This is a genomic window from Streptomyces sp. NPDC107575 (assembly GCF_055657265.1).
In genome coordinates, this window is record NZ_JBVKBG010000003.1 from 1308423 (window position 1) to 1323417 (window position 14995).

Below are 14995 nucleotides of genomic sequence, written 5' to 3' on the forward strand. Positions count from 1 at the left end.
CGTTGCGCCTGTTCCGCCGTACGGTACGTGCTGACAGGCCGGACGTGGCAACTCTGGCACATCTTCCTTCCGGCCCGGAGAGGGGGTCCGGTAGGAGGCATTCGCCCCTTCCACCTCATAGATGACCGATATCGCACCAGATCACCTGTGGGCGCGAATTGGCACTCTGCGCCTGTGTATGAGGTGAGGTGCGCGGTGCCGCGCGATCCTCACCGGCCGCAAGCTCACACGTTCGGGGGTTCCCCTTCGAAGGGACGTCCGAGAACACCTGGGCGCCGCTGCCAGGGCAACGGGCCTCCGGGCGGCCGGTAGGCGACCCCCAGTGCGTCAAGTCGCCCGTAGTGCGCGGTCATTCGGCGCTCGAAGCCCGCGAAGTCGCGCGCACCGGGTGCGGGCAGCGCGCTCCACGCGACCTCGCTGAAGGCACAGAGCCGCGGATACAGCTGGTAGTCGAGGCGCCGTTCGTCCTCCGTCACCTCGGTCCACATGTTGGCCTGCGTCCCGATGACGTGCCGCGCCTCCTCCTCGGTCAGCTGCGGGGGAACCGGCTCGAAGCGGTAGACGTCCTCCAGGGTGCGCACGTAGCCGATGGGGACCGGCTCCTCGTCGCCGGGAGCCTGGCGGTAGTTCAAGTAGACCTGCTGCTCGGGGCACATGACGACGTCGTGGCCCGCCCGCGCCGCGGTGATGCCGCCCTCGTAGCCGCGCCAGGAGGAGACCGTGGCGCCGGGCGCGAGGCCGCCCTCGAGGATCTCGTCCCAGCCGATGAGGCGCCGGCCGCGCGCGGCGAGCCAGGTGTCGAAGTGCCGGACGAACCAGGACTGGAGCTCGTCCTCGTCGGCCAACCCCAGTTCCTTGATGCGGGCCTGGGCCGTGGGCGACTGCCTCCACTGGCCCTTGGGACACTCGTCGCCCCCTACGTGGATGAACGTGGACGGGAACAGGTCGAGGAGTTCCTCGAAGACGTCCTCGTAGAAGCGGAGGGTGTTGTCAGTGGGGGCGAGTACGTTCGGGTTGATGCCCCAGGTGTCCCAGACGGGGAGGGAAGACGTGTCGACGACATCAGTGTTGCCGAGTTCCGGGTACGCGTGGATGGCGGCCTGCGAGTGGCCCGGGACGTCGATCTCGGGGACGACCGCGATATGCAGCGCGTCGGCGTAGGCGACGATTTCGCGGATGTCGTCCTGGGTGTAGAAGCCGCCGTGCGGCTTGTCCTCCCACAACTCCGAGGCGCGGTGGCCGAATTTCGTCCGTGACCGCCAGGAGGCGGCCTCCGTCAGCTTCGGTCGGCGCTTGATCTCGACGCGCCAGCCCTGGTCGTCGGTGAGGTGGAAGTGCAGGACGTTGAGCCTGTGGGCGGCCATCAGGTCGAGTTGGCGCAGCACCCCGGCCTTCGGCGTGAAGTGCCGGGCGACGTCGAGCATCATGCCGCGCCAGCCGAAGCGGGGCGCGTCGTCGACGGTGACGTGCGGGACGGACCAGGTGCGCCCGGGGAGCGGGGCACGGCGGTACGCGTCGGGGCCGAGCAGCTGACGCAGCGTCTGGGCGCCCCAGAAGACGCCCGCCGCCGATCCGCCCTCGATCGTGACGCCCGCGTCCGTCGCGCGCAGCCGGTAGCCCTCCGCTTCGAGGGCGGGGTCGATGCGCAGGACCACGACGTCGCCGTCGTCCGCGTCCTTGGGCGGCAGGGCGAGACCGGTCGCCGCGCCGAGTGCCGCGCGCAGCCAGCGCGCGGTGTCCTGGGTCCCCTCCCCCGCCGCGATGCCGGTGCGGTCGCCGAACACGCAGCGGCCGTCGCCCGCGTGCGCCTGCCGACGGGGTGCGGGGATCAGATCCATGACCGGAGGCTAAGAGGACTGGACCAATTCGCGCAATGGTCGGGCGAGCGCGTGGGACCCGGGCACGTGCGGACACGCGAAACCCCGGGCATGCGTCACCGCACACCCGGGGTTCCCCGGGAAGGTCCGCCGGGAAGGGCGGGCAGGGGCCGGTTACTTGCCCTTGCCGCCGCCGTCCTTGCCGCCCTTGTCCTTGTCGCCGCCGGCGCCCATGGACTCGTAGATCTCCTTGCACATGGGACACACGGGGTACTTCTTCGGGTCACGGCCCGGGACCCACACCTTGCCGCAGAGCGCGACGACGGGCGTCCCGTCGAGGGCGCTCGCCATGATCTTGTCCTTCTGGACATAGTGGGCGTAGCGCTCGTGATCGCCGTCGCCACTCGACGTCTGTGGCGTCGGCTCTACGAGGGTCCCCGTACCTGTCCCGCGCTCGGGCTCAAGAGTGCTCATAACCGCCAAGGGTACTTAAGCCCGCCCCGTCCCGGAACGGACCTGGTCCGAGGCGCCGACACGTTCCTGCGGACGGCCCGTGGCGCGCCGCCCGGCGAGGTGCAGGGCGAGTCCCGCCGCCGCGACGGCCGCCGCCGCCCACGGCAGGGCGCGCGGCGCGAGGCCCGCCGCGAGCGCGAGTCCCGCCGCGGCCGAGCCGACCGCGCTACCCAGGTAGAGCGCGGAGTTGTTGAGGGCGAGCGCGACCGTGCCGCGTTCGGCGCGCAGCGCGAGCAGCCGGTGCTGCTGCGGCACCTGGAGCGCCCAGCCCGCGGCGCCCCACACGACGAGCGCCGGGAACGCGGCGGCGCCGAGCGGCGACAGCGCGCCCAGGGCCAGTGCGAGCACGGCCATGACGATGCCGACCAGGGCGAAGGCCCGGCCCGTGCGGTCCACGAGCGGCCCGGCGAGCACGCTGCCGAGCACCCCGCCGACGCCCCACGCCCACAGGTAGGGCGTGACGTCGCCCTCCGCCACGCCACCGGCGGAGGCGAGCACCGGGGCGAGATACGTGTAGAGGCCGAGGCTGGCGACCGCCGCGAGGAACGACACCCCGACGACCGGCAGCACGGCCCGGTCGGTGAGCGCGCCGAGCCGCGCCCGGGCACTCACCGGCGGATCGGCCGGCACGGCGGGCAGCCCCGCCGCGAGCCCGGCGAGCGCGAGCGCCCCGAGCCCGGTCACGGCCCACATCGTGGCGCGCCATCCGGCCTGCCCGGCGAGCAGCACCCCGAGCGGCACCCCCAGCACCGTGCCCGCGCTCATGCCGCCCATCACCAGGGCGAGCGCCCGGCCCCTGCGCTCCCCCGGAACGAGGGCCGCGGCGGCCGCCGTCGACAGCGCCGAATACACGCCCGCGCCGGCCCCGGCCACGGCGCGGGCGAGCAGCAGCACGGCGAGCGAGGGCGCGAGCGCGGTCAGCGCGTTGCCGACCGTGAAGACGCCGAGCGCCGCGAGGATCAGCGTTCGGGGCCGCACCCCGGAGACGAGGCCCGCGACCAGCGGCGCGCTCACCGCGTACGCGAGTGTGAACACGGTGACCATCTGCCCCGCGGCCGAGACGGTGGTCCGCAGATCACCGGCGACGACCGGCAGCAGCCCCGCCATCACATAGGCGTCGAGGCCGAGGGTGAAGGCCCCCACCATCAGCAACCAGACCTTGCGCACGCGCTTCAACTCCCTCGTCGGACCGTTCGGTTTCCGTGCACGAGGGGGAAACGTAGGCAGCCTCCGGTCCGCCGGGGAAATGTCGTCGGCGCGCACTTATGCTCGGTGGGCATGGATCACGTACGGGACGCCGTGGACGGTGTGGAACTGCGCCACCTGCGCGGATTCCTCGCCCTCGCCGACGAGTTGAACTTCACGCACGCCGCCGACCGGCTCGGCGTCGGACAGCCCGCGCTCACCCGCTCCCTGCGCGCCCTGGAGGCGAGCCTGGGCGCCCGGCTCGTGGAGCGCACCACCCGCAGGGTCGCGCTCACCGACGCCGGGCGCCGGCTGCGCGAGGACCTCGGGCCCCTGATCGCCCGCGTCGACGCCACGCTGCGCGCCGCCGCGGGCAGCGGTCCCGCGCTGCTCCGGCTCGGCTTCACCTCGCTGCTGCCCGAGGCCTGCGCCCGGCTCAACGCGGAGTTCGAGTCGGCGACCGGCGCCGGGATCCGGCTCGTGCGCCGCGACGCCCCGCTGGCCGGGCTCACCTCGGGCGCCTGCGACATCGCGGTGGTCCGCGGCGAACTGCCCGAGGGCGCCGCCGTACGCTCCCGGGTCCTGCTGCACGAGCCCCGCACGGCCGTCGTGGCGCGCGGCTCCGCCGAGCTCGCCGGACGCCGTGTCGTCGACTGGGCGGACCTCGCCGAACTGCCCCTCGTCGTGAACACGGTCACCGGCACCACCCGCCCCGACCTGTGGCCCGCGGCCCGCCGCCCCCGGCTCGCCTGCACCGCCGACAACCTCGACGAGTGGCTGGAGGCGGTCGCGGCCGGGCACGGGGTGGGCGTGGCGCCCGAACCGGTGGCCCGCAGGCACGCCCACCCGGGCCTGCGCCACGTACGCCTGAAGAACGCGCCGTCCGTCGCCGTGCACCTGGCGATCCCGGCGCGGGACGCCCACCCGCTGGCGGAGCGCTACTTCAAGGCGGCCGGGGCCGAGGTCAGTTGAGCGAGGGGTCGTCCGGATACGTGGCCACCATGGCCAGTTCGCCGCGCTGGCGCCGAAGGACCGCGCGCCACAGGCCCTCGGGGCGGGTGGCGGAGACGTCGCCGGGCTCCGACTCCACGACGTACCAGGCGCCCTCGGTCAGTTCGTCCTCCAACTGGCCCGGGCCCCAGCCCGAGTAGCCGGCGAAGATCCGCAGGGAACCGAGCGCCGCGGCGAGCAGCTCCGGCGGCGCCTCCAGGTCGACGAGGCCGATCGCGCCGTGCACCCGGCGCCAGCCGAGGGGCGTCTCCCGCTCGTCGTCCCCGGGGATGACGGCGACGCCGAGCGCCGAGTCGAGCGAGACCGGGCCGCCCTGGAACACGACCCCCGGCTCACCGGCCAGATCGGCCCAGCCCTCCAGGATGTCCCCGACGTCCACCGGCGTCGGCCGGTTCAGCACCACGCCGAGCGAGCCCTCCTCGTCGTGGTCGAGGAGCAGCACGACCGCCCGGTCGAAATTCGGGTCCGCGAGGGCGGGTGTGGCCACGAGCAGCCGCCCTGTGAGCGAGGACACCTCGGTCATGCATGACATGATCCCGCATCCGGCCGCCGTCGGGGGCGCCAAGCGCAACACCCGCGTGAACGCAGCTCAGCGCGCGGGGAAGCGGAAGATGCGCACTTCACAAAACCGTCACGCTTTGTGCTCCATCCGGCGCGCTTCGTGTTGTAGCGAACTCATGACGCTCTCCGGCACCCACAGGCATACGAATAAGGGCCGTACCCCCCTTACCCTTGAGCCTGGCCCTGCCCTTCTCTTCGGAACGCGAGATTCATGACCGTCACCGACGATGTCCTCCTTGTCCACGGCGGAACCCCGCTCGAGGGCGAGATCCGTGTCCGCGGCGCGAAGAACCTCGTGCCCAAGGCCATGGTCGCCGCGATCCTCGGCAGTGCGCCGAGTCGGCTGCGCAATGTCCCGGACATCCGCGACGTGCGGGTCGTACGCGGCCTGCTGCAACTGCACGGCGTGACGGTCGGCCCCGGCGAGGAGCCGGGCGAGCTGGTGATGGACCCCTCGCACGTGGAGTCGGCGAACGTGGCCGACATCGACGCGCACGCGGGCTCCTCCCGCATCCCGATCCTGCTGTGCGGCCCGCTGCTGCACCGCATCGGCCACGCCTTCATCCCGGGGCTCGGCGGCTGCGACATCGGCGGCCGGCCCGTCGACTTCCACTTCGAGGTGCTCCGCCAGTTCGGCGCGACCATCGAGAAGCGCGCGGACGGCCAGTACCTGGAGGCCCCGCAGCGCCTGCGCGGCACGAAGATCCGCCTCCCCTACCCCTCCGTGGGCGCCACCGAGCAGGTGCTGCTCACGGCCGTCCTCGCCGAGGGCGTCACGGAGCTCTCGAACGCGGCGGTGGAGCCGGAGATCGAGGACCTGATCTGCGTCCTGCAGAAAATGGGCGCGATCATCGCCATGGACACCGACCGCACCATCCGCGTCACCGGTGTCGACAAGCTCGGCGGCTACACGCACCGCGCCCTCTCGGACCGCCTGGAGGCGGCCTCCTGGGCGTCCGCGGCGCTCGCCACGCACGGCGACATCTACGTCCGCGGCGCGCAGCAGCGCTCGATGATGACGTTCCTCAACACGTACCGGAAGGTCGGCGGCGCCTTCGAGATCGACGACGACGGCATCCGCTTCTGGCACCCCGGCGGCCAGCTGAAGTCGATCGCGCTCGAGACGGACGTGCACCCCGGTTTCCAGACGGACTGGCAGCAGCCGCTCGTCGTGGCGCTCACGCAGGCCACGGGCCTCTCGATCGTCCACGAGACGGTCTACGAGTCGCGCCTGGGCTTCACGTCCGCGCTGAACCAGATGGGCGCGCACATCCAGCTCTACCGCGAGTGCCTCGGCGGCTCCGACTGCCGCTTCGGGCAGCGCAACTTCCTGCACTCGGCGGTCGTCTCCGGGCCCACGAAGCTGGAGGGCGCCGACCTGGTCATCCCCGACCTGCGTGGCGGCTTCTCGTACCTCATCGCGGCGCTGGCGGCCCAGGGAACCTCCCGGGTCCACGGCATCGACCTGATCAACCGCGGCTACGAGAACTTCATGGAGAAGCTCGTCGAACTCGGCGCGAAGGTCGAGCTGCCTGGCAAGGCGCTCGGCTAGCCGTTCGCCCCACGTAGGCAAATACAAGGGCCGCTCCCGGTCGACCGGGAGCGGCCCTTGTATTTGTGTCTTTAGGGGCGCGGGGAACTGCGCGAACGCGACCACACGCAGACCGCACCCACAACGCAAAAGAACGGCCTCCCGGAAGGTTCCGGGAGGCCGTTCTGACGCCTAGGACTTACTTACCCTTGGCGGCTTCCTTGAGCTTCGAGCCCGCGGAGACCTTCACGCTGTAGCCGGCCGGGATGTTGATCGGCTCGCCGGTCTGCGGGTTACGAGCGGTGCGAGCGGCACGGTGGGTGCGCTCGAAGGTCAGGAAGCCGGGGATGGTGACCTTCTCGTCGCCCTTGGCAACGATCTCGCCGACGGTCTCGGCGAACGCGGCCAGCACGGCGTCGGCGTCCTTGCGGGTCACCTCGGCGCGGTCGGCCAGCGCGGCCACCAGCTCACTGCGGTTCATGTTTGTACTCCCGTGTTCTTCTTGCCGTTGAGGCGTGCCACGCGGCCAGGCCGCGTGTTGGGCAACAGCAAAGTTGATGCTGCCAGGGTCTCGGTCAGGCCCAGGACCCGGGTCCGTCGTCCAGACCCTTGCGCCTGAAGAGGCATCCTGCCCCTACCCACGGCGGTAAAGCCAATCCGGCACCCCTTGGGGTCACACGGACAGCGCCACCACGCCGGTCGCAGGGGCGGGCCGGGGGCCTGTTTCCCGGCCAGCCTATGGGGCCCGGGGGCCCCGCAAACCGCGACGCGCCGGTAATCAGGCGGTCGTGGCCCCCGTCACAGCCACTCCGGCGGCCTTCGCGGCGTCGCGGACGGCGCCGGCGACCGCTCCGGCCACCTTGTCGTTGAAGACGCTCGGAATGATGTAGTTCGGGTTGAGCTCGTCCTCGGTGACCACGTCGGCCAGGGCCGTCGCGGCGGCCAGCATCATCTCCGTGTTGACCGTGCGCGACTGGGCGTCGAGCAGGCCGCGGAAGACGCCGGGGAAGACCAGCACGTTGTTGATCTGGTTCGGGAAGTCGGAGCGGCCCGTGGCCACCACGGCGGCCGTCTGACGGGCGATCGCGGGGTCGACCTCGGGGTCCGGGTTCGCGAGCGCGAACACGATGGCGCCCTCGGCCATCGCGGCCACGTCGTCGCCGTTCAGCACGTTCGGGGCCGAGACGCCGATGAACACGTCCGCGCCGACGACCGCTTCCTTGAGCGTGCCGGTGAGGCCCTCGGGGTTGGTGTTGTCGGCGATCCAGCGCAGCGGCGAGTCGCTGTCGGCGTCCTTGAGGTCCTCGCGGCCCGCGTGCACGACACCGTGGATGTCGGCCACGACGGCGTTCTTGACGCCCGCCGCGAGCAGCAGCTTGAGGATGGCCGTGCCGGCGGCGCCGGCGCCCGACATGACGACGCGGGTGTCGCCCATGTCCTTGCCCGCGACGCGCAGTGCGTTGGTGAGCGCGGCGAGCACGACGATGGCGGTGCCGTGCTGGTCGTCGTGGAAGACGGGGATGTCGAGGGCCTCGCGCAGGCGGGCCTCGATCTCGAAGCAGCGGGGCGCCGAGATGTCCTCGAGGTTGATGCCCGCGAAGCCGGGGGCGATGGCCTTGACGATCTCGACGATGGCGTCGGTGTCCTGGGTGTCCAGGCAGATCGGCCAGGCGTCGATGTCGGCGAAGCGCTTGAAGAGGGCCGCCTTGCCCTCCATGACCGGCAGCGCGGCCTTCGGGCCGATGTTGCCGAGGCCCAGCACCGCGGAGCCGTCGGTGACGACCGCGACGGAGTTGCGCTTGATGGTCAGACGCCGGGCGTCCTCGGGGTTCTCCGCGATCGCCATGCACACGCGGGCCACGCCCGGCGTGTAGACCATGGACAGGTCGTCACGGTTGCGGATGGGGTGCTTCGACGCCATCTCGATCTTGCCGCCGAGGTGCATCAGGAACGTACGGTCGGAGACCTTCCCGAGCGTGACGCCCTCGATGCCGCGGAGCTGCTCGACGATCTCGTCCGCGTGGGACGTCGACGAGGCCGCGATCGTGACGTCGATCCGGAGCTTCTCGTGACCGGAAGCGGTGACGTCGAGGCCGGTCACCGAGCCGCCGGAGGACTCCACGGCCGTGGTCAGCTGCGAGACGGCGTTGCCGCCCGCGGGGACCTCCAGCCGGACCGTCATCGAGTAGGAGACGCTGGGCGCCGTTGCCATGGCCGACTTCCTCTGCTTTCACCGTGTAGCTGTTGCCGTCCGATGGTCCCACCTACCGGTGAGTACGTGGTAGTCGCATCGGGTTTTGAAGCTAACGTTCATTCATCTTTTGGAAAGTAGTTTCCACCATACGAGAAGTGGCGGGAAACCGGAAGAGGAAACGGAACGAGGCCCACGCCACCGGAGTGACGTGGGCCTCGTCCCACGTTTACGACACCGACCCGCCATGCTCGCCTCGCGGCAAGTGGTCCCTCTAAGGGACGATGGTTGGGCCCGGGGGCTTGGATCGAGCCGGTGCCGTCATCAACGGTAACACCGGAGACTGCAGGGGCAAGGGTCAGTCGCGGAGCAGGTCCGGCACCCCGTTCGCGTCCGGTTCGTCGCGTTCGCCGGAGACCACCGTGAGCTGCTGCGTCGCCCGCGTCAGAGCCACGTACAGGACCCGCAGACCCGCCGGGGACTCGTCGGCGATCTCCGCCGGGGAGACCACGATCGTGGCGTCGTACTCCAGCCCCTTGGCCTCCAGGGAGCCGAGCGCCACGACGCGCTCGCCGAGCCCGGAGAGCCAGCGCGCGGCCTCCTCGCGGCGGTTCATCGCCACGACGACGCCCACCGTGCCGTCGACCTGCTCCAGGAGCCGGGCGGCCTCCGCCCTGACGGTGTCCCCGAGCCTGTCCCGTACGACCTCGAAGCGCGGCCGGACGCCCGTCGAGCGGACCGCCGAAGGGGACTCGGAGCCGGGCATCGCGAGCGCCAGGACCTTCGCGGCCAGCTCGGCGATCTCGGACGGGTTGCGATAGTTCACGGTCAGTGTGAAGCGGCGGCGCGGCCGGGTGCCGAGGGCCTCGTCGCGGGCCTCGGCCGCCTCGTCGGGGGTCGACCAGGACGACTGGGCCGGGTCGCCGACCACCGTCCACGTCGCGTGCCGGCCGCGGCGGCCGACCATCCGCCACTGCATCGGCGTGAGGTCCTGCGCCTCGTCGACGATGACATGGGCGTACTCGGTGCGTTCCTGGGCGAGCCGCTCGGCGCGCTCGCGCTGGGACTCCTCGCGCTGCGGCATCAGCTCCTCCAGGCCGGTGAGCTGGTCGAGCGGGTCGTACTCGCGCTTCTTCTTCGGGCGGGCCGGGGCGCCGAGGACGGCGGTCAGCTCGTCGAGCAGGGCCACGTCGTGGACCGAGAGGGCGTCCCGCTTCAGCGACTTGGCGAGCTTGCGGATCTCTCCGGGGTTGAGGACGCGGCGGGCCCAGCGGCCGAGGCGCCGCTCGTCGGACATGGCGGTCAGGACCGCGCGGGGCGTCAGTTCCGGCCACCACGCGTCGAGGAAGCGGAGGAACTCGTCCTCGCTCATGACGTCGTCGTCGAAGGAGGAGCGCAGCTCGGCCGCGAGCTCGGGGTCGGAGTGCCGGCTGCCGGCGCCCGACTGGTCCCACAGCGCGTCGAGGAGGAGCTTGCGGGCGCGCGGGCGCAGGTGGTTGACGGGGGCGGTGCCGCCGAGGGCGGCCTGCCGGATCCGGCCCAGCTGGTCCGCCTCCAGCTCAAGGCGGCGCCCGAACGCGACGACGCGCAGCCGGGTGGGGGTCTCGGCCGGGGCGGCCCCGGGTTCCTCGTCGCCGAAGGCGAGTTGCTCTTGAGCGGCGGCCGGGCGTCCCGTCTCCAGGGCGCCGCGCGCCGCCTTCCGCAGCACCTTCAGCATCCGCGACGAGCCCTTGATCCGGGCCACAGCCGGGGAGTCGTAGACCGTGGCCTCGGCCCCATCGACCAGGGAGCCGACCGCGCGGATCGCGACCTGGCCCTCCTCTCCGAGCGAGGGCAGCACGCCCTCGGTGTAGGCGACCAGGAGCGGCGTCGGCGAGACGATCAGGATGCCGCCGGAGTAGCGGCGCCTGTCCTGGTACAGCAGATACGCGGCGCGGTGCAGCGCCACCGCCGTCTTGCCGGTGCCCGGGCCGCCCTCCACGTACGTCACCGAGGCCGCGGGGGCCCGGATGACCTGGTCCTGCTCGGCCTGGATGGAGGCGACGATGTCGCGCATCGAGTGGCTGCGGGCCTGGCCGAGCGCGGCCATCAGCGCGCCGTCGCCGATGGCGGGCAGCCGCTCGCCGTCCAGGTACGCGGTCAGCTCCGGGCGCATCAGGTCGTCCTCGACGCCGAGCACCTTGCGGCCCTTGGAACGGATGACGCGGCGGCGCACCACGCGGCCCGGGTCGACCGGCGTGGAGCGGTAGAACGGCGCTGCGGCGGGCGCGCGCCAGTCGATGACGAGCGGCGAGTAGTCCGCGTCGAGCACGCCGATGCGGCCGATGTGCAGCGTCTCGGCGATGTCGGCCGTGTTGTCCTCGCGGACCGCGCCGTCGGCCGGCTCGACCGCCGTGTACGCGCCGTCCGGGCCCTTCTTGCCGTCCTTGCCCTGAAGCAGGTCGATGCGGCCGAAGAGGAAGTCCTCGAACTCGTTGTTGAGGCGGTTGAGGTGGATGCCCGCGCGGAAGACCTGCGCGTCGCGCTCGGCGAGCGCGCCGGGCGTGCCGACCTGGCCGCGCTTGGTGGCGTCCTCCATCAGGAACTCGGCCTCGTGGATCTTCTCTTCGAGCCGTCGGTAGACGGCGTCGAGATGGTCCTGCTCGACGCCGAGCTCACGGTCGCGCACCGAGTCCGCGTTCGCGTCCTTCGCTGCGTCCGTATCCGATTTCACCGCTGAATCGTGCGGAGCCTGAGCGGCCACCGGGCCCCCTTCTGACGTGCTGGGCAGCCGTCAAAGGTACGCGAAAGGGGCCCCGTAGGGCTACGTGCTGCGCGGCGCGGTCAGGCGTTCACCTCCACGAGCCGCTTGCCGTCGAGCGTCTCGACCTCGAAGTGGTCGATCTGGCCGCGGTCGAAGGCCGCGCCCCCGTGCACGTACAGGGGGTGCTTCGCGTTCGCGTTGGTGCTGCTGTCGATGCCGTAGCCCCACTTCGGGACGGCCCAGGTGGTGACCGTCTCGCGCTCGCCGTTCTTGCCGACGGCGACGAGGGAGCACTTCAGCGGGCCCTTGACGTTCTTCAGCTCCAGGACGGTGTGGGTGCCCCAGGCCTTCTTCTCCATGCCGATCGTCGCCGTGACGTTCGTCTTCGCGTCCGTGGCCTTCACCTTCTCGGGCATGTGGTGGAAGAACGCGTCCTCCGCCGGGCTCGTGGGGTGCGGGTCCGCGAGGGTGTTCGCGCCCCCGTCGTCCGTCACCGCCATGACCGTCAGCGGGCCGCCGATGATCAGGGCAGCGGCGGCGGCCACCAGAAACAGGCCGCGCCTGCGCTTCTTCGCGCGGCGCCGCCCCAGTTCGTCGGCCAGGGACTCCGCGAGGCGGGGGCTCGGACGGGCGGCCAGCGAGTCGCCGACCTCCGGGGTCGCGAGGCGCGGGGCGCCGCGCTCGGGCGGCAGGTCGGCGAGGGCGGCGAGCATCGGCTCCATGCCCGCGAACTCCTCCAGGTTCCGCGCGCACTGCTCGCACGTCGCCAGATGGGCCTCGAACGCGCTCGCCTCGGTGTCGTCGAGGATGCCCAGCGCGTAGGCGCCGACGGTCTCGTGCACGTCGCCGCCCGCCGGTCCGTGGCCGAAGGGACCGTACGCCTCATGCCCCGTCGTCATGCCGTCACCCCCCGTTCCTCCAGCGCCAGCTTCATCGAGCGCAGGGCGTAGAAGACCCGCGAGCGCACCGTGCCGCTGGGGATGCCGAGCGTCTCGGCCGCCTCGTTGACCGTACGTCCTTTGAAGTACGTCTCCACGAGTACTTCCCGGTGGGCCGGGGTCAAGTCCTCCAGCGCGTCGGAAAGGGTCATCAGCCACAGCGCCTTGTCGATCTCGTCCTCCGCGGGGATGACCTCCAGCGGCGACGGATCGACCTCCTGCGGCCGGGCCTGCCGACTGCGGTGGCCGTCGATGACGATGCGCCGGGCGACCGTCACCAGCCAGGGGCGTACCGAACCGGTCGCTCGGTTGAGCTGGCCGGCGTTCTTCCAGGCACGGATGAGCGTCTCCTGGACGACATCCTCCGCGCGCTGCCGGTCCCCCGCCACCAAGCGGAGCACATAGGCCAGAAGCGGCCGTGCGTGCTCGGCGTAGAGCGCGCGCATCAGCTCCTCGTCCGGCTCGGGGGGCCGGGGAGCGCGATGTCGGGCCCGGGGCGGGCGTTCATCGGCCACGGCGGAATCCTTGCGCACGCCTACCTCCGGTGTCCCCTGTTCGGCCATGTCTCTCGGCTGGGCTCACGGGAGGGATACGCAGACGAACTCGCGGATGTTCAAAGGGAGTTGTGCTCGGTGTCTCAGGCCCTGGCCAGGGCCGCCGCTCTGCGCCGGTGTCTGGCCACGCGCTCCCGGTTGCCGCACACCTCACTGGAGCACCAGCGGCGCCTGCGCCCGCGGGACATGTCGAGGTAGATGATCGGGCAGTTGTCGCCCTCGCACTGGCGCAGGGCGCCGCGCACGGCGGGGTCGGTGAGGAGGTCGATCGCGTCCCGCGCGACGGCCGCGAGCAGCGCGGGGCAGCCGGGTTCGATGTGCAGGGAGCGTACGAGGGTGCCGTCGGCGGCACGGACGGCACGGGGTGCGGGCGGGGCCGCGCGGGCGAGCAGGTTGACCCGTTCCAGGGCGGCGGGGGCGGGTTGACCCGAGAGTTCGCCGCGCACCAACTGGGTGATGTGGCCGCGCAGTTCGCGGAAGGCGGCGAGCCAGGCGGGCGAGCGGTCCGGCAGCGCGGCGGCGCCCGGGACGAGCCCCGCGCCGACCAGCCAGGCGCGCAGCAGGTCGGGGCTCGTGAGGCGTTCGTCGGGGTGCGCGGTGGCGAGGAGGTCCAGGCAGAGACGCCCGGAGTCGAAGCGCAACTCGTAGGGGGCAGGGGCAGGCGGGTGGGGCCCAGTGGGTACTGCTGCCATGCCCTCTACAGTGCCCGCCCGCGGGCCGGGCCGGAACCCCCGCTGCCGGAAAGGGGGTTGACGGGCTACCCGCGCCCGTACGCCGGAGGGTCGTCGTGCAGGACGCGCTGGAAGAGGACGTGGTCGCGCCATTCCCCGTTGATGTGGAGGAACTTGGGCGCGAGGCCGTACCGGACGAAGCCGCACTTGGCGAGGACGCGCTGGGACGCCGCGTTGTCCGTGAGGGTGCCCGCCTCGACGCGGTGCAGCCCCAACTCCTCACGGGCGGCGCGGCAGACCTCCTCCACAGCGGCGGGGATCAGGCCCCGGCCCCGGTAGTCCGCGTCGACCCAGTAGCCGAGGTTGGCGCTGCACAGCGGGCCGAGGTGGATGCCGCTGAGCGCGGCGCGGCCGACCACGCGCCCATCGGCGGTCCGGTCGAACAGCAGCCATGTCGCCCCGCTGGGCTCGGCGATCCGCTCGGCCTGTTCGCGCGCCGTGTAGTAGTCCTCGGGCCGGTACGGGTCCCAGGCCCGCATGAACTCCCGGTTGCGGACGACGGCGTCGGCGAGCGCCTGCGCGTCCCCCGGAACGGCGCGGCGCAGTTCGATGTGGTCGTCGATCAGCATGCCCGTACGGTACGCGCGCCTCTGGACGCTCGCGTATGGGGCCGCGCGGATCGACGATGTCCGGCGGCACGGCCCGCGGCTTGACTGGGGCCATGACGACAACGACGCGGGTCACGGGATGGGTCCTGGGGGCGGCCACGGTCGCCATGGGCCTGGCGGCAGGTTCGTTCTACGTGTTCTCGTGCGGCGTGATGCCGGGCCTGGCGCGCAGTGACGACCGTACGTACATCGAGGTGATGCAGAACATCAACGACGTCATCCAGAACCCGGTGTTCTTCCTGAGCTTCGTCGGGGCGCTGCTGCTCACCGGGTACGCGGCCTGGCGGGTGCGGCGCCAACAGGGGCTGCGCGGCTGGGTGTTCGCGGCGCTGGCGGGCTACGCGATGGCGTTCCTGCTGACGTCCGCGGTGAACGTGCCGCTGAACGACGCGCTGGCCGCGGCGGGCGCCCCCGCGGGCATCTCCGACCCGGCGCGGGTGCGGGAGGACTTCGAGGGGCCGTGGATGGCGTGGAACGTGGTGCGGGCGGTGCTGTGCACGGGGGCGCTGGGGTGCCTGGTGCAGGCGCTCCGATCAAGCCCCTGCGGCGATTTTCGATCAAGCCCCTGCGGCGTTTGAGCAGCGGGGTATGGGGCAGAGCCCCAGTCTTTCG

At 72.0% G+C, this 14995-nt stretch carries 14 protein-coding genes; 3 read left to right on the forward strand and 11 right to left on the reverse strand.

Annotated features, from left to right (window positions below):
* Positions 1-224: 224 nt before the first annotated feature.
* From ACZ7L4_RS19125 to ACZ7L4_RS19135, 3 genes are all read right to left on the reverse strand, one after another.
* Positions 225-1838, reverse strand: coding sequence for a beta-N-acetylhexosaminidase (locus ACZ7L4_RS19125; protein ID WP_472103892.1), 1614 nt, complete (start codon positions 1836-1838; stop codon positions 225-227).
* 153 nt (positions 1839-1991) lie between these two features.
* Complete coding sequence (locus tag ACZ7L4_RS19130) at positions 1992-2291, reverse strand: DUF3039 domain-containing protein (RefSeq protein ID WP_385760375.1); 300 nt, start codon at positions 2289-2291, stop codon at positions 1992-1994.
* A gap of 15 nt (positions 2292-2306) precedes the next feature.
* On the reverse strand, positions 2307-3497 hold the full coding sequence (locus tag ACZ7L4_RS19135; protein ID WP_472103894.1) for an MFS transporter: 1191 nt from the start codon (positions 3495-3497) through the stop codon (positions 2307-2309).
* 111 nt (positions 3498-3608) lie between these two features.
* Between ACZ7L4_RS19135 and ACZ7L4_RS19140 the strand changes: the two genes are divergently transcribed.
* Positions 3609-4487, forward strand: a complete 879-nt coding sequence (locus ACZ7L4_RS19140) for a LysR family transcriptional regulator (protein ID WP_472103896.1) — start codon at positions 3609-3611, stop codon at positions 4485-4487.
* On the opposite strand, the gene ACZ7L4_RS19145 is transcribed toward ACZ7L4_RS19140, so the two are convergent.
* Positions 4480-5049, reverse strand: a complete 570-nt coding sequence (locus ACZ7L4_RS19145) for a YqgE/AlgH family protein (protein ID WP_422430901.1) — start codon at positions 5047-5049, stop codon at positions 4480-4482. The two genes, ACZ7L4_RS19140 and ACZ7L4_RS19145, sit on opposite strands and share 8 nt — an antisense overlap.
* A 249-nt stretch (positions 5050-5298) precedes the next feature.
* On the opposite strand from ACZ7L4_RS19145, the gene murA reads away from it, so the two are divergent.
* Positions 5299-6639, forward strand: a complete 1341-nt coding sequence (gene murA, locus ACZ7L4_RS19150; protein ID WP_266710853.1) for a UDP-N-acetylglucosamine 1-carboxyvinyltransferase — start codon at positions 5299-5301, stop codon at positions 6637-6639.
* Between the two features lie 178 nt (positions 6640-6817).
* On the opposite strand, the gene ACZ7L4_RS19155 is transcribed toward murA, so the two are convergent.
* From ACZ7L4_RS19155 to ACZ7L4_RS19185, 7 genes are all read right to left on the reverse strand, one after another.
* Positions 6818-7099 (reverse strand): HU family DNA-binding protein, encoded by a 282-nt coding sequence (locus tag ACZ7L4_RS19155; RefSeq protein WP_016645140.1) that lies wholly within the window; start codon positions 7097-7099, stop codon positions 6818-6820.
* Between the two features lie 297 nt (positions 7100-7396).
* A complete protein-coding gene (locus ACZ7L4_RS19160; protein WP_450816110.1) occupies positions 7397-8830 on the reverse strand; it encodes an NAD-dependent malic enzyme in 1434 nt (477 codons plus the stop codon).
* Positions 8831-9167: 337 nt separating this feature from the next.
* Positions 9168-11522 carry a HelD family protein gene (locus ACZ7L4_RS19165; protein ID WP_472103899.1) on the reverse strand — a complete coding sequence of 785 codons (2355 nt, stop codon included), beginning with the start codon at positions 11520-11522 and terminating at the stop codon, positions 9168-9170.
* A gap of 110 nt (positions 11523-11632) precedes the next feature.
* Positions 11633-12451 (reverse strand): anti-sigma factor family protein, encoded by an 819-nt coding sequence (locus ACZ7L4_RS19170; RefSeq protein ID WP_472103901.1) that lies wholly within the window; start codon positions 12449-12451, stop codon positions 11633-11635.
* Positions 12448-13053: a sigma-70 family RNA polymerase sigma factor gene (locus ACZ7L4_RS19175; protein ID WP_266710860.1), complete on the reverse strand. Its 606-nt coding sequence runs from the start codon at positions 13051-13053 to the stop codon at positions 12448-12450. Before ACZ7L4_RS19175 ends, ACZ7L4_RS19170 begins: the two co-directional genes overlap by 4 nt.
* A gap of 74 nt (positions 13054-13127) precedes the next feature.
* Positions 13128-13736 (reverse strand): CGNR zinc finger domain-containing protein, encoded by a 609-nt coding sequence (locus ACZ7L4_RS19180; protein ID WP_472103903.1) that lies wholly within the window; start codon positions 13734-13736, stop codon positions 13128-13130.
* Positions 13737-13801: 65 nt separating this feature from the next.
* On the reverse strand, positions 13802-14344 hold the full coding sequence (locus ACZ7L4_RS19185) for a GNAT family N-acetyltransferase (protein ID WP_472103905.1): 543 nt from the start codon (positions 14342-14344) through the stop codon (positions 13802-13804).
* 92 nt (positions 14345-14436) lie between these two features.
* Here ACZ7L4_RS19185 and ACZ7L4_RS19190 point away from each other — a divergent pair, with 92 nt between their 5' ends.
* Positions 14437-14961 (forward strand): anthrone oxygenase family protein, encoded by a 525-nt coding sequence (locus ACZ7L4_RS19190; protein WP_472103907.1) that lies wholly within the window; start codon positions 14437-14439, stop codon positions 14959-14961.
* Positions 14962-14995 lie beyond the last annotated feature (34 nt).